Origin of the sequence: Olsenella uli (genome assembly GCF_901212675.1) — a bacterium.
In the GTDB taxonomy this organism is placed as follows: domain Bacteria; phylum Actinomycetota; class Coriobacteriia; order Coriobacteriales; family Atopobiaceae; genus Parolsenella; species Parolsenella uli_B.
In genome coordinates, this window is record NZ_CAAKOQ010000049.1 from 30,826 (window position 1) to 50,560 (window position 19,735).

18 protein-coding genes are annotated in these 19,735 nt (G+C 66.0%); 14 read left to right on the forward strand and 4 right to left on the reverse strand.

The annotated features are described in order from the left end of the window. The first annotated feature begins 499 nt into the window (after nucleotides 1-499). From EFAMC1_RS08190 to EFAMC1_RS08215, 6 genes are all read left to right on the forward strand, one after another. A complete protein-coding gene (locus EFAMC1_RS08190; RefSeq protein WP_154053798.1) occupies nucleotides 500-1,486 on the forward strand; it encodes a calcium/sodium antiporter in 987 nt (328 codons plus the stop codon). Between the two features lie 108 nt (nucleotides 1,487-1,594). Beyond that, on the forward strand, nucleotides 1,595-2,464 hold the full coding sequence (locus tag EFAMC1_RS08195) for a YaaA family protein (RefSeq protein WP_154053799.1): 870 nt from the start codon (nucleotides 1,595-1,597) through the stop codon (nucleotides 2,462-2,464). A 249-nt stretch (nucleotides 2,465-2,713) separates the two neighbouring features. Next, a complete protein-coding gene (locus EFAMC1_RS08200) occupies nucleotides 2,714-5,416 on the forward strand; it encodes a valine--tRNA ligase (RefSeq protein WP_154053857.1) in 2,703 nt (900 codons plus the stop codon). Then, on the forward strand, nucleotides 5,409-6,020 hold the full coding sequence (locus EFAMC1_RS08205) for a 5-formyltetrahydrofolate cyclo-ligase (protein ID WP_187324613.1): 612 nt from the start codon (nucleotides 5,409-5,411) through the stop codon (nucleotides 6,018-6,020). The genes EFAMC1_RS08200 and EFAMC1_RS08205 overlap by 8 nt, the downstream gene beginning before the upstream one ends. Nucleotides 6,021-6,074: 54 nt before the next feature. Next, entirely contained in the window at nucleotides 6,075-7,505 is a 1,431-nt protein-coding gene (locus EFAMC1_RS08210; RefSeq protein WP_154053801.1) for a bifunctional folylpolyglutamate synthase/dihydrofolate synthase, read from the forward strand. Nucleotides 7,506-7,604: 99 nt separating this feature from the next. After that, a complete protein-coding gene (locus tag EFAMC1_RS08215) occupies nucleotides 7,605-8,489 on the forward strand; it encodes a fumarylacetoacetate hydrolase family protein (protein WP_154053802.1) in 885 nt (294 codons plus the stop codon). A 44-nt stretch (nucleotides 8,490-8,533) separates the two neighbouring features. Here the strand turns inward: EFAMC1_RS08215 and EFAMC1_RS08220 are convergent, their stop codons facing one another. Then, nucleotides 8,534-9,313, reverse strand: a complete 780-nt coding sequence (locus tag EFAMC1_RS08220) for an IclR family transcriptional regulator (RefSeq protein ID WP_154053803.1) — start codon at nucleotides 9,311-9,313, stop codon at nucleotides 8,534-8,536. Nucleotides 9,314-9,668: 355 nt separating this feature from the next. Here EFAMC1_RS08220 and EFAMC1_RS08225 point away from each other — a divergent pair, with 355 nt between their 5' ends. The 8 genes from EFAMC1_RS08225 to EFAMC1_RS08260 all read left to right on the forward strand — a co-directional run bounded on the left by EFAMC1_RS08225 (nucleotide 9,669) and on the right by EFAMC1_RS08260 (nucleotide 18,299). Beyond that, complete coding sequence (locus EFAMC1_RS08225) at nucleotides 9,669-11,183, forward strand: UxaA family hydrolase (protein ID WP_222838689.1); 1,515 nt, start codon at nucleotides 9,669-9,671, stop codon at nucleotides 11,181-11,183. 198 nt (nucleotides 11,184-11,381) lie between these two features. Beyond that, nucleotides 11,382-12,173: an SDR family oxidoreductase gene (locus tag EFAMC1_RS08230; RefSeq protein WP_154053805.1), complete on the forward strand. Its 792-nt coding sequence runs from the start codon at nucleotides 11,382-11,384 to the stop codon at nucleotides 12,171-12,173. A gap of 27 nt (nucleotides 12,174-12,200) precedes the next feature. Further along, nucleotides 12,201-13,457 carry a sugar MFS transporter gene (locus EFAMC1_RS08235; RefSeq protein ID WP_154053806.1) on the forward strand — a complete coding sequence of 419 codons (1,257 nt, stop codon included), beginning with the start codon at nucleotides 12,201-12,203 and terminating at the stop codon, nucleotides 13,455-13,457. A gap of 5 nt (nucleotides 13,458-13,462) precedes the next feature. Then, nucleotides 13,463-14,260 carry an amidohydrolase family protein gene (locus EFAMC1_RS08240; RefSeq protein ID WP_154053807.1) on the forward strand — a complete coding sequence of 266 codons (798 nt, stop codon included), beginning with the start codon at nucleotides 13,463-13,465 and terminating at the stop codon, nucleotides 14,258-14,260. A gap of 72 nt (nucleotides 14,261-14,332) precedes the next feature. After that, the gene (locus EFAMC1_RS08245) at nucleotides 14,333-14,788 is read left to right on the forward strand and encodes an RbsD/FucU family protein (protein WP_154053808.1); all 456 of its coding nucleotides are present in this window, start codon (nucleotides 14,333-14,335) and stop codon (nucleotides 14,786-14,788) included. A 131-nt stretch (nucleotides 14,789-14,919) separates the two neighbouring features. Next, on the forward strand, nucleotides 14,920-15,801 hold the full coding sequence (locus EFAMC1_RS08250; RefSeq protein ID WP_222838690.1) for a dihydrodipicolinate synthase family protein: 882 nt from the start codon (nucleotides 14,920-14,922) through the stop codon (nucleotides 15,799-15,801). Between the two features lie 378 nt (nucleotides 15,802-16,179). After that, nucleotides 16,180-17,313, forward strand: a complete 1,134-nt coding sequence (locus EFAMC1_RS08255) for a PTS transporter subunit EIIC (protein ID WP_154053809.1) — start codon at nucleotides 16,180-16,182, stop codon at nucleotides 17,311-17,313. A 74-nt stretch (nucleotides 17,314-17,387) separates the two neighbouring features. Then, nucleotides 17,388-18,299, forward strand: coding sequence for an amidohydrolase family protein (locus EFAMC1_RS08260; protein ID WP_154053810.1), 912 nt, complete (start codon nucleotides 17,388-17,390; stop codon nucleotides 18,297-18,299). 454 nt (nucleotides 18,300-18,753) lie between these two features. On the opposite strand, the gene EFAMC1_RS08265 is transcribed toward EFAMC1_RS08260, so the two are convergent. The 3 genes from EFAMC1_RS08265 to EFAMC1_RS11505 form a co-directional block, all read right to left on the reverse strand. Then, complete coding sequence (locus EFAMC1_RS08265) at nucleotides 18,754-19,035, reverse strand: hypothetical protein (protein ID WP_154053811.1); 282 nt, start codon at nucleotides 19,033-19,035, stop codon at nucleotides 18,754-18,756. A gap of 2 nt (nucleotides 19,036-19,037) precedes the next feature. Further along, the gene (locus tag EFAMC1_RS08270) at nucleotides 19,038-19,292 is read right to left on the reverse strand and encodes a hypothetical protein (RefSeq protein ID WP_154053812.1); all 255 of its coding nucleotides are present in this window, start codon (nucleotides 19,290-19,292) and stop codon (nucleotides 19,038-19,040) included. A 175-nt stretch (nucleotides 19,293-19,467) separates the two neighbouring features. Further along, the gene (locus tag EFAMC1_RS11505) at nucleotides 19,468-19,617 is read right to left on the reverse strand and encodes a hypothetical protein (protein ID WP_410054787.1); all 150 of its coding nucleotides are present in this window, start codon (nucleotides 19,615-19,617) and stop codon (nucleotides 19,468-19,470) included. Nucleotides 19,618-19,735: the final 118 nt, after the last annotated feature.

The following is a 19,735-nucleotide window of genomic DNA, read 5'->3' on the forward strand; positions in this document are numbered from 1 at the left end:
CTCGTGGTAGCTGTTGGTGCTGGTCCTGCACCTGCCACGGTTTGACGCATTTGCCGCCCGCAAACACGTAAATCCGTGGTGTCTGTAAAACTGTCGCGTCGAACCCTTGCAACAGAGGCGCCGCGGCGGGCGGAATCCGACGGGACAGGCGCCTCTGTCCGCCGCCACGAACAAAACTATCGAGTTTGCTGCAGTCGACGCGAGGATCGCCGAGTAGACAGGCAAATGGCTCTCGCAAACCTGCAGGTAGCGGAGGTGCGCATGCAACGTCTACTTTCGGTTTCCTCCATGAACTGCAGCAAACTCGATTGTTTTGTTCCGGCACGCCCGGTCTTGTCTTGCAAGCATCGAACTCGTTGTGGGTTAGGTGTGGAGTCGCTTGGCGGACGGCACTGATTACCTCGGGTTTCTTGGTACGTTACTGTAACGCCCCTGCGAGGGCGCGCGTCTGTTGCCCACGCCCGACCATCGCCCACACCCCAGGATTCGGAGCCGCCCCATGCTTGCAAACCTCGCTATCATCATCGTCGGGTTCGCCCTCCTCATTGGCGGGGCCAACCTGCTCGTCGACGGGGCCTCCGACATCGCCCGCCGCTTCGGCCTGCCCGAGCGTGTGGTGGGCCTCACCATCGTCGCCATCGGCACGAGCCTCCCCGAGCTCGTCGTGGGCGTCGCGTCCGCGCTCGAGGGCCACGCCGACATGGCCTATGGCAACGTCGTGGGCAGCTGCATGGCAAACCTGCTGCTCATCCTGGGCCTCACGGCCGTCATCCGGCCGGTGGGCCTCTCGCGCTGCACGCAGCGCTTCGAAATCCCGGTGAGCGTCGCCGCCGTGCTCGCGCTTCTCGCGTTCTCCAACCTAGGACAGAGCCTGAACGCGCTCGAGGGCGTGGCGATGCTCGTGGCCTTCGCGCTCTTCCTGCTGCGCACGGCGCAGGTGGGCCTTCGCGAGGGCGAGAGCGGCCAGGACGACGCCGATCCGCTGGGTACGCCGGAGGAGGAGGCCGAGGCCGGGCTCATGGCGCGGCTCACGGCGCATCCGCTCGTGAACGCGCTGCTCATCATCGTGGGCATCGCCCTGCTCAAGGTTGGCGCCGACTTCGTGGTCGAGAACTCCGTGCTGGTGGCGGGGTCGCTGGGCGTGAGCGAGCGCGTCATCGGCATCACGGTGGTGGCGCTGGGCACGTGCCTGCCCGAGCTCGTGACCGGCGTTGTCGCGGCGATGCGTGGCAACACCGACATTGCGGTGGGCAATGTCGTTGGGTCAAACATCTCCAACGTGCTGCTCGTGATGGGCGTGCCGGCCATGATCGCCCCGATCCCGTACGACGCGGCCTACAACGTCGACCTGGGACTGCTCGCGGTGTTCTCCGTGGTGCTCGTCGGGTTCTGCTACGTGGGGCGGCGCCACACCATCACGCGAGGCCAGGGCCTCGTGTTCGTAATGGCGTACCTGGTGTACATCGTCTTCTCGACGCTGCGCTAGGCTGGGAGGGCGGCGCCGTGCCAGGCCGCATGACGATTGCCGCGCGGCCGTCGGGCGACGCCGTGCGGGCATGGCCGCGCCGCCGACCGTCTGTCCCGAGGAGGCCCCATGCTTCGCGTCATCGTGTCGCCCGCCAAGAAGATGCTGGCCGGCGTCGAGTCGTCCTTCCCGCTCACGGTGCCTGCGCTTGCGGGGCGCACGCGCGAGCTGCTCGACGGTCTCCTCGGCATGACGGCCGCCGAGCTCCAGGCGCTCTGGCGCGTGAGCGACCGGCTGCTGGGGCCGTGCCTCGACGACCTTGCTCGCCTGCGCGAGACCGGCGTGCCCTCGTGCGCGGACGACCTCGCCAGGCCCCCGCTTGTCGCGAGCCTCTCGCCGGCGGTGCTTGCCTACAGCGGCATCCAGTACCAGGCGATGGCTCCGGCCGTCATGGACGAGCGGTCGCTTGCCTGGCTGGCCGACCATCTGCGGATTATGAGCGGCTTTCATGGGTGCCTGCGCCCGTTCGATGCCGTGGTGCCGTATCGGCTTGAGATGGGCGCACGGCTACCCGCAGGTTCGTGCTGGCCGGGCGGCGCGCGCGACCTCTACGGCTTCTGGGGCGACGCGATTGCGCGCGAGGTGTGCGCGGGGGAGGCACCATGCGATGCCGGCGGTGCCGCGGCGGCTGTGGCCGCGGGGCCCGTCCACGTCGTCAACCTTGCGAGCGTCGAGTACGCCAAGGCGGCCCTCCCTCGGCTTTCGCCTGACGTACCTATCACCACCTGCATCTTTGGCGAGGAGCTACGAGACGGCAGGCCCGTGCAGCGCTCGACGGCGAGCAAGGCCGCGCGCGGCTCCATGGTGCGCTGGATGGCCGAGCGCGGCGCGAGCGACGCAGCCGAGCTCGAGGTGTTCGACATCGGCTATCGCCTCGCGCCCGAGCTCTGCCACGAGGACGGGCCCCGTCGCACCCTCGTCTTCATGCGCGCGTCCTAGGGGATGGCTTGTGGGATGGTCCGAGGGCTGCGTGGGATGGTCCGAGGGCCCCCGGCCCGGTCGGCAACGGCCGACCGGATGCCCGAGAAACTCCGTCGCCCCTGGCGAGAAACGAGCGGCCCTCCACCCTCGCGTGCTATGCTCATGAGCTAGTTTGTTCCAGCGAGAGGACGGATACTCGTGAGCGATACCACCGAGAACGAAACGGCCGGCGCACAGCGCAACGCCGCCGGCACGGCCGGGTTCGAGATGCCCAAGACCTACGACCCCGCCGAGGCCGAGCCCCGGCTCATCGATGGCTGGATTGGCGCCGGCTGCTACCAGCGCTCAAAGGGCGTGGGCGACTGCACCGTCGTCATCCCGCCGCCCAACGTCACGGGCGTGCTGCACATGGGCCATGCCATGGACGACACCATCCAGGACTCCATCATCCGCTACAACCGCATGCGCGGCCGCTCCACGCGCTGGATCGTGGGCACCGACCACGCCGGCATCGCCACGCAGACCAAGGTGGACAAGAAGCTCAAGAGCGAGGGCATCAGCCGCCTCGAGATCGGCCGCGAGAAGTTCATCGACGCGTGCTGGGACTGGCGCCGCGAGTACGGCGGAACCATCATCAAGCAGATCCGCCGCATGGGCTGCTCGGTGGACTTCTCCGACGAGCGCTTCACCATGGACCCTGCCTACGCCAAGGCCGTGCGCAAGGTCTTCTGCGACTGGTACCACGACGGCCTCATCTACCGCGGCAAGCGCATCGTGAACTGGTGCCCGGACTGCACCACGGCCATCTCCGACGACGAGGCCGAGTACAAGGACGAGAAGGGCCATCTCTGGCACCTGCGCTACCCGCTTAGCGAGCCGGTGAACGGCCAGGACTACATCGTCGTGGCCACCACGCGCCCCGAGACGATGCTCGGCGACACGGGCGTGGCCGTCTCCCCGAAGGACCCCTCCAAGGCCGCCTTCGTGGGCAAGACCGTCATGCTGCCCATCGTGAACCGCGAGATCCCCATCTTCTCCGACTACCACGTGGACGCCAACTTCGGCTCCGGCTTCGTGAAGGTCACGCCGGCGCACGACCCCAACGACTACGCCATGGGCCAGGCCCACGACCTGCCGCAGATCAACATCTTCGACGAGCACGCCGTGGTGGTCCCGGGCTACGGCGAGTTCAGCGGCATGAACCGCGACGAGTGCCGCGAGGCCGTCGTGAGGTGGTTCGACGAGCACGGCCTGCTCGACCACGTGGACGAGCTCGACCACTCCGTCATGCACTGCTACCGCTGCGGCGCGGCGCTCGAGCCCTGGCTCTCCGAGCAGTGGTTCGTGGCGGTCGACAAGCTCAAGGGCCCGGCGCTCGAGGCCGTGACCTCGGGAGACATCAAGTTCCACCCGGCCCGCTGGACCGACACCTACACCACCTGGATGGAGAACCTCAAGGACTGGTGCATCAGCCGCCAGCTGTGGTGGGGCCACCGCATCCCCGTGTTCTACTGCGAGGACTGCGGCTGGGAGGACGCGTGCATGGACGACGTGCACGAGTGCCCGAAGTGCCACGGCCACCACATCCACCAGGACGAGAACGTGCTCGACACCTGGTTCTCGAGCCAGCTGTGGACCTTCGCCACGCAGGGCTGGCCCGACCACCCCGAGCAGATGGGGGGCCACCACCCCACGACGGCGCTCGTCACCGCGCGCGACATCATCGCCCTGTGGGTGGCGCGCATGATCATGAGCTCGCTCTACTTCACGCACGAGATCCCGTTCAAGGACGTGGTGATCTACGCCACCATCCTCGCCAAGGATGGCAGCCGCATGTCCAAGTCCAAGGGCAACGGCGTGAACCCGATGGACCTCATCGCCAAGTACGGCGCGGACGCCATGCGCTTCAACCTGCTCACGCTCATCACCAACAACCAGGACGTCAAGTTCGACGCCGACATCGACAAGAAGACGCACGAGCTCATCGCCAGCCCCCGCACCGAGCAGGCCAAGGGCTTCGTCACCAAGATCTGGAACGCGAGCCGCTTCGTGCTCATGAACATGGGCGGCTACACGCCGGGCCCGGCCAAGGCCGACACGCCCGAGGATGCCTGGATGCTCAGCCGCCTCGCCAAGATGGTGAGGGCCACCACGGATCGCCTCGAGGCCTTTGAGCTGGGCGACTTCGCCCGCGACCTCCAGAGCTTCTTCTGGGGCGAGGTCTGCGACTGGTACATCGAGCTCTGCAAGGGCCGCCTGCTCGACGGCACGCCCGAGGAGCGCCTGCAGGTGCAGCGCAACCTCGTCTACGTCATCGACGCCTCGCTGCGCATGCTGCACCCGGTGATGCCGTTCGTGACCGAGAGCGTGTGGGACGCCATGCCCGCGAGCGAGCTCGATGCCGACGACACGGGTGGCTACACCGAGCACGCAGGGCGCTTCCTCATGATGGCCCCGTGGCCCGAGCCCGAGGCCGTTGCCGGCTTCGTAAACGACGAGGCCGAGTCCACGTTCGACATCGCGCGCAGGCTCGTCGCCGGCGTGCGCTCGAGCCGCGCGCGCTACAAGCTCTCGCCCAAGACCGATCTCGAGGTGGTCGTGCGTGCGAGCGGAGATGCGGTGGAGAAGCTGCGCGGCCAGGCCGAGTTCGTGAAGAGCGTCGGCCGCGTGAGCTCGCTTGCGGTGGCCGCCGACGCCGAGAAGCCCGCCGCGTCGGTGAGCTTCATCGAGCCGGACTTCGAGGCCTTCGTCGTGATGGGCGACCTCGTGGACTTCGCCGCCGAGGGCAAGAAGCTCGAGAAGGACCTCGCCAAGGCCGAGAAGGAGCTGGCCGGCACCGAGAAGACGCTGGGCAGCCCGGGCTTCCTCGCGAAGGCCGCGCCCGAGGTGGTCGCGACGAAGCGCGAGCGCGTGGCCGAGCTCACGGCCACCATCGAGCGCCTGCGTGCCCAGCTGGCGGACCTTGCCTAGCGGCCCGCCTGGCCTGCCCAACCTCACGGGATTCGACGCGCCCGCCCGCAAGCGTGAGCTTCGCGGGTGGGCGCGGCGCGTTCGCGACGCCGAGCCGGCCCGTGAGCGCGCGGCCGCCGACGCTCGGGTCGCCACGCGCGTGCGGGAGACTTTCGCGTGGCGGCGTGCGGGTCTCGTGCTCGCGTACCTCTCGTTTGGCTCGGAGGTGCAGACGCGCGGCCTCGTGCGGGACGCGTGGGCGGCGGGCAAGCGCGTGGCGGTGCCTCGCTGCGATGCGGCCGCGCGCCGCATGGCGTGGGTCGAGCTCGACTCGCTCGAGGGACTCGTCCCGGGCGCCTTCGGCATCGAGGAGCCTCCGGCGGACGCGCCCGCGCTTGACGACGGGCGGCTGGGGGAGGATACGGTCGCGCTCGTTCCGGGCCTGCTCTTTGACCGTGCGGGCATGCGGCTCGGCTATGGCGGCGGCTACTACGACCGCTTCCTCGCCGGGTTTGCCGGCACGTCGCTCGGCATCTGTAGGGCCAGCCAGCTCGTCGGCTCGCTTGCGGGCCTTGGCGCCCTGGGTCCGCGCGACATGCCGGTCGACGTCGTCTGTGCGGGTTAGGGGCGGGCGAGAGCGGCTAGGATAGGACGGCGTATCCACTATCGGGAGGTTTGCATGACGCTCCAGAACCACGAGGCCTGGGTGGCGCCCTTCTCGGCGCCCGGGCTTGGCTATGACGAGGCCGAGGCGATGGCTCACGACACCGGCTTCTTCGGCAACACCGGCGACCCCCTGCTCGAGACGGTCGTCGAGATGCTCGACGAGCTGGGCCGGCCCGACGCCGCCTTCGACGTCATCCAGGTCGCCGGCACCAACGGCAAGACGTCCACCTCGCGGTACACGGTGGCGGTGCTCGCGGGCGAGGGTCTGCGGACGGCGCTCTACACCTCGCCCGAGCTCGTGGAGATGCGCGAGCGCATGGAGGTCGCCGGCGCCCCCGTCTCGCGCGAGGCCTTCGCGCGCGGCATCTCGCTCGCGGCCGAGGCGGGCCGGCGCGTGAACGGTCGGCGCGCGGCGGCTGGGGAGCGACCCTTCCGCGTCACGGAGTTCGACCTGCTCACGGTGGCCGCCTGCGTCACCTTTGCCGAGGCCGGCGTGGACGTGGCCGTGCTCGAGGTGGGCCTGGGCGGGCGCTGGGACGCCACCACGGCGACGCACCCGGTCGTGACCTGCGTCACGGGCATCGGCCTCGACCACATGCGCATCCTTGGCGACACGCTCGAGGCCATCGCGGGCGAGAAGGCGGCCGTCATCAAGCGCGGCCAGCGCTGCGTGCTGGGTGCGGGCACGGCGACCCCGGCAAGCGTGGAGGACGTCTTCCTCGCGCGCTGCGCAGACCAGGGCGTGCGCCCGGTGCTGCTTCGTCCCGAGAGCCCCGAGGACGCCCCCGGCGAGCTCGAGGCGGGCGAGATGCGCGAGCACCCCGAGCTGCCGCGCGCGAGCTATCGCGTGACGCGCCGGCCCGAGCGCATCGGCGGCGGCCTCGTGCTCGACGTCACCACGCCGCGCACCACCTACCTGGACCTCTGTGCGGCCAAGCCCGTCTACCAGGCGGCCAACATCGCCTGCGCCGTCGTGGTGGCCGAGACCTACCTCGACCGCGAGCTCGACCAGTACCACCTCTCCGACCACGTGAGCGAGTGCCCCACGCCCGGGCGCTTCAACGTGGTGGAGGGCTCGCCCATGCACCTCATCGACGCCGCTCACAACCCGCAGTCGGTCCGTGCGTTCCTCGACTCGCTCGAGGAGATGGAGCCTGAGGTCGCCGACCGCCCGCAGCTTCTGTGCGCCGTGCTCGCCGATAAGGACGTCGACGGCATCGTGGCCCTTCTGGCCCCGGCCTTCCCGCGCGTCTGCGTGACGGCCACGAGCTCGCCTCGCGCGCTCGCACCGGACGAGCTCGCGCGGGCCTTCCGCGCCCATGGCGTGGAGCCCGCCGCTGTCTATCCCGACGTCGCCTCGGCCTGCGACGCCCTCTCGCACGAGCCCTACGTCGCCGTGGGCTCCATCACGCTTGCCGGGGAGGTCGCCGCCTGGCACCGCTAGGACCCAGGTGCGGCATGCCGCGCCGGCGCGGGTCTCCGCAGGCGCGTACCATGTCGCCAGGCGGGTCGTGCCCGCAACCTAGACCAGGAGGAGAAGCCCGTGCGCTACGTGCGATTTGCCCAGGACGAAGCCGCGCCGCAGCTTGGCGTGCTCGTGGGGACCGATGCCGTGCTGCCCGTCTCGGAGCTTGACGCCAGCCTGCCCGCGTTCGACCTGCTTGCCCTCATTGACGAGCTCGCCTGCCGCGATGACGCCCCCGCGCTCCCCGATGACGCAGCTGCTCGCGCGCTGTCGCTTGCGTCGGTGCGCCTGCTCGCTCCCATCGAGCGCCCCCGCCACGACATCCTGTGCCTGGGCGTCAACTATGCAGACCACCTCGAGGAGACCAAGCGCAGCGTCATCGGCGGCGGCTTCTCCGAGCCCGCGAAGGCCGTCTACTTTGCCAAGCGAGCCGTGCGCGTCCTCGGCCCCGGCGAGGCCATCGAGGGCTGCTTCGACGTCGATCCGTGCCTCGACTACGAGGTCGAGCTTGCCGTCATCCTCGGCCGTGGCGGCCGCAACATCTCCGCCGAGGACGCCGAAAGCCACATCTTCGGCTACTCGGTCTTCAACGACGTGTCGTCGCGCGGCCTGCAGAAGAGCCACCAGCAGTGGTTCCTTGGCAAGTCGGTCGACACCTACACGGCCATGGGCCCCGTTATCGTCACGGCCGACGAGCTGCCCATGCCGCTTCAGCTGGGCGTGCACAGCTTCGTGAACGGCGAGGCGCGCCAGAGCTCCAATACGGCGAACCTCATCCATGGGGTGGCCCAGGTCATCGTCGAGATGTCGAGCGTCATGACGCTCGACGCGGGCGACATCATCGCCACGGGTACGCCCTCCGGCGTGGGCATGGGCTTCAACCCGCCGCGCTGGCTCGTGCCCGGAGACGTCGTGCGCTGCGAGATTGACGGCGTCGGCGTCCTCGAGAACCCGGTGGCGTAGGCGCTTCCACACGTTCGCTCCATGCGGGGCGCCGATCCGCGTCGCTACGAGATCAGGCGCTCGACGCGCTCGCGGGTGAAGGTGAGCTCGCGGCGGATGAGCTCGGCCTTCTCGTCGGTGAGCCGGTAGGAGGGCGTCGTCACGCTGATGCCGTAGGCGATGTGGCCGTGCTGGCGCACGGGAACGGCGATGCACTGCACGCCCTCAGTCGTCTCCTCGCGGTCGTAGGCGAACCCCGTCCGGCGCACCTCGGCGAGCTCGGCCAGGAACTCGTCCATCGTCGCGAGCGCGTGGTCCGTCGGCCGCTCGAGCGGCTCGCCCACGAGCGCGCACACCTCGTTTTCGGGCAGCTCGCTCACGAGCGCCTTGCCGATCGCCGTGTACGTGAGCCCGAGCGTCTTGCCGATGCTGCTCCTGAGCTGCACGGGCTGCGCCGAGTCGACCTTGGCGACGTAGAGCACCCGGCCGTGGTCGAGCACCCCGAGCTGGCTCGTCTCCTGGCAGGCGCTGACGGCTTCGCGCATCGCCGCCTTGAAGACGCCGAGCACGCCGCCCTTGCGCTCGTACGACGAGCCGAGGATGTAGGAGCGCAGGCCCAGCGAGTAGCGCGCCGTCGCCTCGTCGCAGGTGATGAAGTCAGAGGCGGCCATCGTGTGCAGGATGGGGAAGAGGCTGCTCTTCGGCGCGCCGAGCGCGCGACAGATGTCGGCCATTGACAGGCCGTCGTCGGCCTCCGAGAGCGTCGAGAGGATGTCGAGCACACGCTGAGTCGAGCGGTGCGTCGTCCTCTGGTCCTGCTGTTCCGCGCGTTCCTTCGTCGCCACGGCCGGTCTCCTTCTCCCCCGGGGGGCTGATGATATCGCGCGCCCCCTCCTGTGACGCCTAGTATCCCCTTGATTACATGCGTTCGCAAATACGAATACCGTTCGCAGACGAATACCAGCCGTTCGCCTCCGCGCGCGCCCCGTGCGCCCCACTGGCTGTATAGTTCCAATCGATTACTAAGGCAGACCAACGTTCGCAATCACAAACACCCGGCACCACCGGGAGGCGAAGGAAGGGATTCCGACAACGCCACGGCACGCGCCGGGAACGATGCTTCGGCGCGTTGGTCTGCGAGGGCACGTGAGGCTGCGCATGGGGATGCGCACGCGTGCACAGGCGCGAGAGGAGAGGCACATGAGGAATGGCGTCATCATCGACGAAAAGGACAACGTCGTCGTTGCCATTCACGAGCTTGAGGCTGGTACTGACGTCGCCTATCCGCTGCCTGGCGGAGGCGAGGGCCATGTCGTGACTCGCGAGCACATTCCACTGTTCCACAAGATTGCTCGCACGGATATCAAGCGTGGCGAGAAGGTCATGAAGTACGGTGAGTACATCGGCGTCGCCACCGCCGATATCGCGGCGGGCGAGCATGTGCACACGCACAACTGTGCCAGCTCCGATGAGCTCAAGGACACGGACGCCAACGATGTGGCCTCCGCCGCCTCCGATGTCATTTCTCCCGCGGCCGCGCCTACGTCCACCCGCACCTTCCGCGGCTACCGTCGTGCGGACGGCCAGGTGGGCATCCGCAACCACGTGCTCGTCCTTCCCACGAGCATCTGCGCCTCCGACACCACGGAGCGCATCGCCCGCGCCGTCACCGGCTGCGTGACGTTCCACAACCAGAATGGCTGCAGCCAGGTCAACGTCGACCAACAGCTCACGATCGACACGCTCGCCGGCCTTGCCGCCAACCCCAACGTCAACGCGGTACTGGCCGTGTCTCTTGGCTGCGAGGGCTGCCAGAACGACCTGGTCGTCGATGCCATTCGCAAGCGTACCAACAAGTCCATTCGCTCGCTGATCATCCAGGAGGTCGGCGGCTCCATCAAGGCCGTTGACGAGGGTACGCGCATCGCCCGCGAGCTCGTCCGCGAGGCAAGCCTGTGCGAACGCGAGGACGTGCCGGTCTCCGAGCTCATCTTCGGCACCAACTGCGGCGGCTCCGACACCTCCAGCGGCCTGGGGTCCAACCCGCTGATCGGTGAGGTCTCCGACTGGCTGGTCGCCCAGGGTGCCACGACGGTGCTGTGCGAGACCCCGGAGCTCTTCGGCGGCGAGCACATCCTGGCTCGTCGCGCCGCCACGCCCGAGGTGGGCGAGCAGGTCCTCAAGATCGTGCGCGACTACGAGAAGTACGTGCAGTCCTTTGGCGCCGAGATGCGCGAGGGTAACCCCAGCCCCGGCAACATGGCGGGCGGGCTCACGACCCTCGAGGAGAAGTCCCTCGGCTGCATCCACAAGGCGGGTCACAGCCCCATCAACGCCGTCTATCCCTATGCGGCGAAGCTCAAGAGCCACGAGGGCCTCGTTGTCATGGACACGCCGGGCAACGATCCCTCCAGCGTGGGCGGCATCATCGCCGGTGGCTGCCAGCTCGTAATCTTCTCCACCGGTCTGGGCACGCCCACGGGCAACGCCATCGCGCCGGTGCTGCGCATCACGGCCAACGGTCGCACGGCCCAGACCATGGCCGACAACATCGATGTCGATGTTCAGGCGACGATCTATGGCCCCGAGACGATGGAGCAGCTGCGCGACAGGCTCATCGACCATATCATCCGAGTCTGCAACGGCGAGCCCACATGTGCCGAGGCGCTCGGCTACACCGAGACGGCTCTTCCACACCTCTGCAACTACATGTAGCGGACGCTCTCCAAGGTCCTGGGATTCACGTCGCCCCTCATGGGACGGGTCTCGGGCGAGGGCTGTGAGGCCTGGCATCCGGCGTCAGGCGCAAGGAATCACCGCGGAGCCATCCGCGTGATGGATACGGCGCGACTTCCGATCGCGCTATCGGCAAACCCGGGGGCGAGACACCCGGAACAGGAAAGGGAGTACATCATGGATCTGCATCTCGAGGGCAAGGTCGTTTTCGTCACCGGCGGCTTCAAGGGCATCGGCAAGGGCATCGCCCTTCAGCTCGCTCGTGAGGGCGCCATTCCCGTGGTCCTGAACCGCAAGGACGGTGTCGAGGACGAGTTCCGTGCCGAGATCTCCGAGATCACCGACACGTTCGAGACCTACTACATCGACCTCAACAACACCGACGAAATCAAGCCCATCGTCGAGGACGTCTACAAGAAGTACGGCCACATCGACGGTGTCGTGAACAACGCCGGTCGCAACGACAACCTCGACCTCGAGACCACGAGCTGGCAGGACTTCGAGAAGTCCATTCACGGCAACCTCACGCACTACTTCGAGCTCGTTCACGTCACCTGCCCCTACCTCAAGGAGAGCAAGGGCGCGATTGTGAACATCGCCTCCAAGGTCGCCCTCACCGGCCAGGGCAAGACGACGGCTTACGCCGCCGCCAAGGGCGCTATCCTCGGCCTCACCCGCGAGTGGGCCGCCGCCCTCGTCCACGACTCCGTGCGCGTCAATGCCATCGTCGTCGCCGAGGCCTGGACGCCGCTGTACGCCAACTGGATCAAGACCTTCGGTGACGAGGAGGCCCAGCAGAAGCGCCTCTCCCTCATCACGGACCGCATCCCGCTGGAGCACCGCATGACCTCCACCGAGGAGATCGCGGACACTGCGTGCTTCCTGCTCTCCGACCGCTCCAGCCACACCACCGGCCAGTGGTGCAACGTCGACGGCGGTTACGTCAACCTCGACCGCGCGCTTGACTAGACGGCGGTTTGAGAAGGGGAGCTTCGAATGTCTGATTCCACCAAGAAGACAAGCACCAAGGGAGCTGCGGCCACCGTTGCCATCGTCCTCGTGACGTCGCTGTTCTTCGTCTGGGGCCTGGCCATGAACCTGGTCAGCGCGCTGAACGCCCCGCTCGCGAACTACCTCGAGTTGACGACGACCCAGACCTCGCTCATGCAGGTCGCCTACTACGGCGCTTACTTCGTCATGGCCATTCCGGCCGGCGCGATTGCCAAGAAGTATGGCTACAAGGGAGGCGTCATCGCCGGCCTTGCCCTGTTCGTGATTGGCTCCATCATCACGGTGCCCGCCACCAACGCCGCCTCGTTCGGCCTGTTCCTCGTCTCCACGTTCGTCGTCGCCGCTGGCGCCACCACGCTCGAGGCCAACTGCAACCCCTACATCACCAAGCTCGGTGACGAGAAGCACGAGTCCATGCGACTGAACCTCGCCCAGTCCTTCAACGGCGTTGGCTCCATCGTCGGACCGCTCATCATGGCCCAGATTCTGAGCACGACGGTCGCCGTTGGCCAGCCGGGCTTCGCTGAGGCCAAGGCCGCCTTCCTTGGCAGCACCCGTGGCATCTACATCGTCATCGCCATCGCGCTTGCCATCATGACTGCCGTGTTCGTGTTCGTGAAGCTGCCCACGCCGCCGAGCGACATCGAGGAGGCGGGTTCCGAGAAGGCCGCAAAGGGTGGTGCCCTCAAGAAGCCCTACTTCAAGCTTGGCGTGCTCGCCGAGTTCTTCTACGTGGGCATTCAGACGGTTGGCTTCTCCCTGTTCGCGACCTATGCAACCAAGGTTGCCGGTCTTGAGATGAGCCTGGCTACGGGTCTCGTGAGCGCCCTGTCGCTGCTGTTCACCATCGGCCGCTTTGGCTCCACGCCGCTTTTGGCCAAGAAGGACCCGGGCAAGCTGCTCGGCATCTATATGTCGGGTGCTGCCATCTGCTTCTTCCTGGTCTTCCTGAACCTCGGCGTCGTGTCTGTCGCCGCCTTCGTCATCGCATACCTGTTCATGTCCATCGGCTATCCGACGATCTTCTCGCTGTCGCTGCGTGGCATGAGCGGCAACGAGACCAAGACGGGTTCGTCCATCATCACGATGTCCATCGTGGGCGGCGCCATCATCCCGGTCATCGTCAGCGCCATCGGCGACGCCTGCGGCCTGCCGATCGCCATGCTCGTCACCGTTCCCTGCCTTGCCTACTGCGCCTGGTACGGCTTCGCGGGCTCCAAGATCGGTTTTGAGAGGGAGTAAGCATCATGTCTGATCTCAAGGTTGTTGATTCCCACTTCCACGTGTGGAACCTCGATACGCAGGAGCTCCCGTGGCTTGACGGCACCGACGGCACCATCACGAACACCTACACGGTGCCCGACCTCGTGGCCGAGTATGCCCGTCAGGCCGGCGTGGAGTTCGTCGGTGGCGTGTACGTCGAGGTGGACTGCGCCGACCACGAGGCCGAGGACAAGATTGCCTACGACCTCAAGGCCGCCCATCCCAAGATGCTCGCGTGCATGCTTCGAAGCGACGTCTCGCCCTGGATGCGCATCCCGGCGTTTGCCGCCGGCATCCGCGAGCCGCTCCACATCGACTCCGAGCCCAAGGGTCGCTGCCTCGAACCCACGTTCGTCGAGGGCCTTCACACGCTGGCCGCCAAGGGCCTGCCGTTTGAGTCCTGCAACCGCGTGAACGAGCTCGAGGACGCCTACGAGGCATTCGCCCAGGCACCCGAGGAAACTGTCATCCTGAACCACCTCGGCAATGTCGAGGCGCTCACGCCGGAGTGGTGCGCGGTCATGAAGAAGTTCGCGACCCTGCCGAACCTCTACGTGAAGGTCTCTGGCTTCGCCACGGCCGACAAGCAGTTCGTCTCCGAGCTGCTCAAGTTCACGCGCGACACGTTCGATCCCAAGAAGCTGCTGTACGCCTCCAACTGGCCCGTCGTGAAGCTCTACAGCTCCTTCGACGAGCACTTCCAGACGCTGCGTGACGCCTTTGGCGACGACGAGGACTTCTTCATGAACAACGCCGTGCGCGCGTACGGTCTCAGGTTCTAGGCGACCGCCTGGCCCGGACGCCCCTCGGCGCCCGGGCCATTTTCACCATCCGTTTTAGAAAGGGAGCACATCATGCTGAAGGGTATTTCTCCGGTCCTGCCTCCAGAGCTTCTCTCGATTCTGTGCGAGATGGGACATGGTGACACGCTCGTGATCGCTGACGGCAACTTCCCGGCAGCCTCCATTGCTAAGGACTCCAAGCTCGTTCGCTGTGACGGCCATGGCGTTCCTGAGATTCTCGAGGCCATCCTCAAGCTCGTCCCGCTCGACCAGTACGTCGAGAAGCCGGTCACGCTCATGGACGTCGTCCCCGGTGACGACTGCGAAACCCCGATTTGGGACACCTACAAGGACCTCGTCGCCAAGGTCGACGAGCGTGGCGCGGGCGTCATCGGCACCATTGACCGCTTCCCGTTCTACGACGAGGCCAAGAAGGCCTACGTCGTGATCGCCACGAGCGAGCGCGCCCAGTATGCTAACGTCATCCTGCAGAAGGGCGTCGTCTACGAGAGCGAGAAGATAGACTAAGGGCCTGGTTAGAGCTGGTAGTTGTTCGTGGGGCCGGCGTTTCGTACGCTCGTCCCCGGGTCTATTTTGGAATGTAGTACTGGGGCAGCAGAGATAGCCTTCGCCCCCAGAAAACCAGAAAAAAGGGTTGCATGATGTTCGAGGGTATATTCTGTCCGTCCATCACCATTACCGATGATGAGGGCAACATCGATTTCGATTCGTGGGGCAAGCACCTTGATCACCTTGCCGACGCCGGTCTCGACGGTGTTCTGATCTTTGGCAGCATCGGCGAGTTCTACAGCGTCTCGCTCGAGGACAAGAAGGCAGTGTGCGACTTTGTCGCGAAGCGCGTGGGCGGCCGCATGAAGGTCTTCATCGGCGTGGGCGACACGAACTACGCCAACGTCCTGGAGCTCACGCGCTATGCCGAGAAGGCAGGTGTGGACGCGGTGCTCGCCGTGTCCCCGTACTATTTTGGCCCGAGCGCTCCCACGGCCGAGAAGTACTTCGGCGGCATCGCCGAGGCCACGAAGCTCCCGGTCATTCTCTACAACTTCCCGGCGCGTACCGGCACCGACCTCACGCCCGAGCTCGTTGCCTCCCTCGCCTCCAAGTACCCCAACATCTGTGGCATTAAGGACACCGTGGACACGATCAGCCACACGCGCAAGGTCATTCACGCCGCGCGTGCCGTGAACCCCGAGTTCTCCGTGTTCTCCGGCTTTGACGAGTACTACCTGGTCAACCGCGTGAGCGGTGGCAACGGCGTTGTGTGCGGCCTCACGAACGTGGAGCCCGAGCTGTTTGCCAAGATGCACGCCGCCTACCAGGCCGGCGACTTTGCCACCGCCGTGTCGTGCGCCGAGCGCATCTCCAAGCTCATGGCCGTCTATGACGTGTGCGACCTGTTCGTCTCGGCCATCAAGGCTGCCGTGAAGGTCAATGGCCTGCCCATCTCCACGAAGGTCTTCGAACCGGCCATCCAGGCCACCGAAGCCGACGAGGCTGCCATAGCGGAGTTGCTGGCGTAGTAGCGTCGCCTCCATGTCTGGGGTGCGCCCCGGCTTCAAGGTCTTCATCGGGTTCGACAACAACCCCGTCCCCGTCGTGATGGCTGGGGTACCGGCGTTATCGTCGCCATCTCAAACATGTCGCCCGAGCTGTGTGCCGCATGGGTGCACAGCTCGGGCGCGTGTAGTACTTTGCGAAGGTCGCGCGCATCTACAAGAAGGTCTGCGAGCTCATGGGCATATACTCCGCGACCACGTCGTTCATGCCCGCAATGAAGCACGTTCATGGCCTGCGGGGGAGGGGCATGACAGACGTCGTGCGCCTGCCGGCCGTAAGGGTTGGCGAGCGCGAGGCCGCGCTCGCCAAGGAATTTGCCGACGTAGCAGAAGGGGAGTGCCATGTCTAACGTCGCCGGAGCTAAGGCGCAGCAGAACGTGTTCCAAAGGGCCGTCAACGCGGTCATCGATTTGCTGTCCTCGTTCTTTTTGCCCATCATCAACCTGCTCGTCTCCACGGGAATCCTCAAGGGCATCCTCGAGCTCCTGAAGGTTGCCGGGGTGGTTACCACCGACTCGAGCACCTATGCGATCCTGAACGCCATGGCCGACGCCCTGTTCTACTTCATTCCGGTATTCCTCGCCTATACCGCCTCCAAGCGCTTTGGGGTCGACATGGTCACGGGCATGCTGATTGGCTGCATCCTGCTCTACCCGTCGATTGCCGCGGTCATGGCCGGCGACGAGCCCGTTCTGTTCTTTGGCTTCGAGCTCTCCAAGGTCACCTATTCTTCCTCGGTCATCCCGATCCTTTTGGCCATATATGCCACGAGCTGGGTTCAGAAGGCCTGCTACAAGCTCATTCCCGAGACGTTTCGCGGGTTGTTCACGCCACCTTTCTGCGTCATCGTGGTCGTCCCGCTCACGCTTGCCGTCTTTGGTCCGCTGAGCAATGTCGTGGGCGGGTGGCTCGCCGCTGGTTACGAGTGGGTCTACGGGCTGTCCCCGCTTGTTGCGGGCGTCCTCGTTGGCGCCTTCCAGCCGTTCCTGGTCATCCTGGGCCTGCACTGGGCACTGTTCACCATCGCCCTCAACAACATCGCGGTGACGGGTGCCGACACCATCATGGCCTTGTTCGGCGGTGCGATCTTTGCACAGGGCGGGGCGGCCCTTGCCATCGCGTTGCGCACCAAGAACAAGAAGTTCCGCTCCCAGGCGGTCTCGGCGTCGCTGACCACGCTCCTGGGAATCACCGAGCCCGCCATGTACGGCGTGAACCTGCGTCTCAAGGCCCCCATGGTGTGCGCCTGCGTGGCGGGCGGCATCGGCAGCGCAATCGCGGGGTTCTTTGGGTGCGCCGGCACCTCCTTCGCCCTTCCGGCCCTCACCACGCTGCCGGTGTTCATGAACCACGCGTTTGTCCCCTTTGTAGTATCGCTGGGCGCCTCGTTCGGCCTTGCCTTCCTCTTTGCCTTGTTCGTTCCCTTTAACGACGTCACTGAGGAAGAGATGGAGCACGCAGAGCAGGAGGCCTAGGCGCACGACCTGGCACGAGCCGCGCCCTCGCGCGGTGGCACATACACAAGTAGGTACTGCGATTGGAGAGCACCATGAAAATGGTCGACGGGCACGCGCACATCTTCGACCACATCGGCTCTATGGGAAAGGCTGGTGAGTTGCGCCCGCTCGGCAACGGCAACTGCCGCTGGGCGACGGGCGAGGAGTTCCGCATTATCCCCGAGGGCTACGGCGACAAGGAGTTCCTCGGCGAGACCCTGCTCCGCGTCATGGACGAGAACGGCATCGAGCAGGCCATCCTTCTCCAGGGTGTCCTCTACGGCCTGCAGAACGAGTATGCCATGGAGGTCGCGGCCAAGTACCCCGACCGCTTCAAGGCCGCCGTCATGCTCGACCCGTTCTGCCGCTGCGCGCAGCAGATTCTCGACCGCTTCATCGGCGAGCTCGGCGCCAAGGTCTTCAAGTTCGAGGTCTCCGTGGGCGGCGGGCTGTCCGGTTACCATGCGGACTTCTCCCTCGACGGTCCGGTCATGATGCCGCTTTACGAGAAGATCGCGCAGGTCGAGGACGCCACCCTCGTGCTCGACATCGGCAGCCCTTCCATGTCGAGCTGCCAGCCCGAGGCGGTTGCCCGTCTCGCCGAGCGCTTCCCCGACCTCAACATCGTCGTCTGCCACTTGCTGGCGCCTTCGCTCTCCGACCGCCACAACTTGGAGTGCGCGTTGCCATATCTGGCCCACGACAACGTCTGGGTCGACCTCTCAGCCCTACCGTGGAACGTGGCCCCCGAGGCCTACCCCTACCCGACGGCGCTCGACTACATCGCGCTGGCCAAGCGCGTGCTCGGCACCAAGAAGATCGTCTGGGGCACTGACGCGCCCTGCGTCATGACCAAGTTCAAATACGCGGACCTTTACACCTACATCACCGAGTCCGACGTCTTCACCCAGGACGAGCTCAGGGACGTTTTCTACAATAACGCGGTTGAGGCGTACCACCTCTAGGCCGCAGCTGCGACGGCGTTATTTTAGGCGCACGGCGGGGCCCAAGGGCCCTGGCGTGCGCCTTTCGCGCGCTTTCGGACCCTCCGGCCCCCCCGGGGGCCTTCTCGGAGGTCCACAGGGAAACTGAACACGAATAATGAAGTTCTGGACGCACCCGTCGAGTAGCCCGGAAAACAGCAGGTCGTCTACCTCGGTTCTTCTGCCGGCAGTGCCTCGGCTACTCGGCGCGGGGGCACGGACGAAATGTTGGACACTCCACTAGTGTCCGGTTTGGAGTCCGGAGCCCCTTCGGAGTGCATTTTTCCAGCGTTTCGGGCAAGGAAAGGGGTTAAGGGCCGTGCGACTCTTAACCCCTCTTCCCAGTCTGGTTTTCTGCTCGACCGCCGCGTCATCTACGCAATCGGATTCCCGTTGCGAATCCCCCACTCCATGCTTTTTGAGCCAAGCTGTCAAGCTATGCAATAGCCATGAGCGAATCGGCCAGCACCCCGCGCACGTACGCGCTCGTGGTCTTCCCCTCGTTCCTGGCCTCGCTGTCGATGACCCGCTTCATGGGGGTTGGAATCTTCACCGACAGCGTCACCGAATCGGCCATTGAGCTGGGCAGGCGACCCTCGTAGACCTCACCCACATTCTCCCATCCAGAAGGCCACTCATCGCGCTCCAGTGCGGTTTCCCAGCCCGCAATCATCTCGTCTGTCACCAGCATGCCGTTCTCGGCAACGATACCGTTCATCTCTACCTCCATCCCAGCTCGCGCTTGAACTTCTTCGTCGGCGGCACGAACGCGTGGAACACGCACCACGCCCCGTCCATGTCCATGAACCCAATCAGCTCCGCGAACCTGCCGTCAGGCAGCGAACCGACCGAAATCCAGAGCGGAGGGTCGTCCGTGCCGTTCCTCTGCCGGCACCTGATTGGGTTCTCCCATGCGTACGCCACCTCCTCCTTGGTCAGCCCTTGCTTCAGCGCGTTCCCGTGAACTCTCACCATGTCGGAACTCCTTACTTACAGATAGGTATACCACTTCGTAAGAACGTTCCAACCGCATGAAAACGGGGGTGGGTAGCGTCCTACCTGCCCATTCGTCGTCCCCAGTCTCGTGCGCCCCTGCTCTCCAAGCTGCGTATGCCCAGGCTACTGTGTGCCATGACATTGTTTACGCCAACTATGCGCGACACCGGCGGCAGGCCCCGCAGGCGCCGTGCGGCCTGTCCCAATCGTAGTGGTCCATGTGGGCCTCCAGGGCCTCCGCCCTGGAGGCATCGCACTCCCACGCCCGCGCGTACCGCCACTCCTGCGCGAGCGTCCCGTCCATGCGCTCGACCCTGCCGTTCTGCCAGGGGCTGAACGGCCTCGTGTGCTTGTGCCCGGCGCCGCGGGCCTCCAGGGACTCGTTGAAGAGGCGGCTGCGGTAGCCGGGCCCGTTGTCGGTC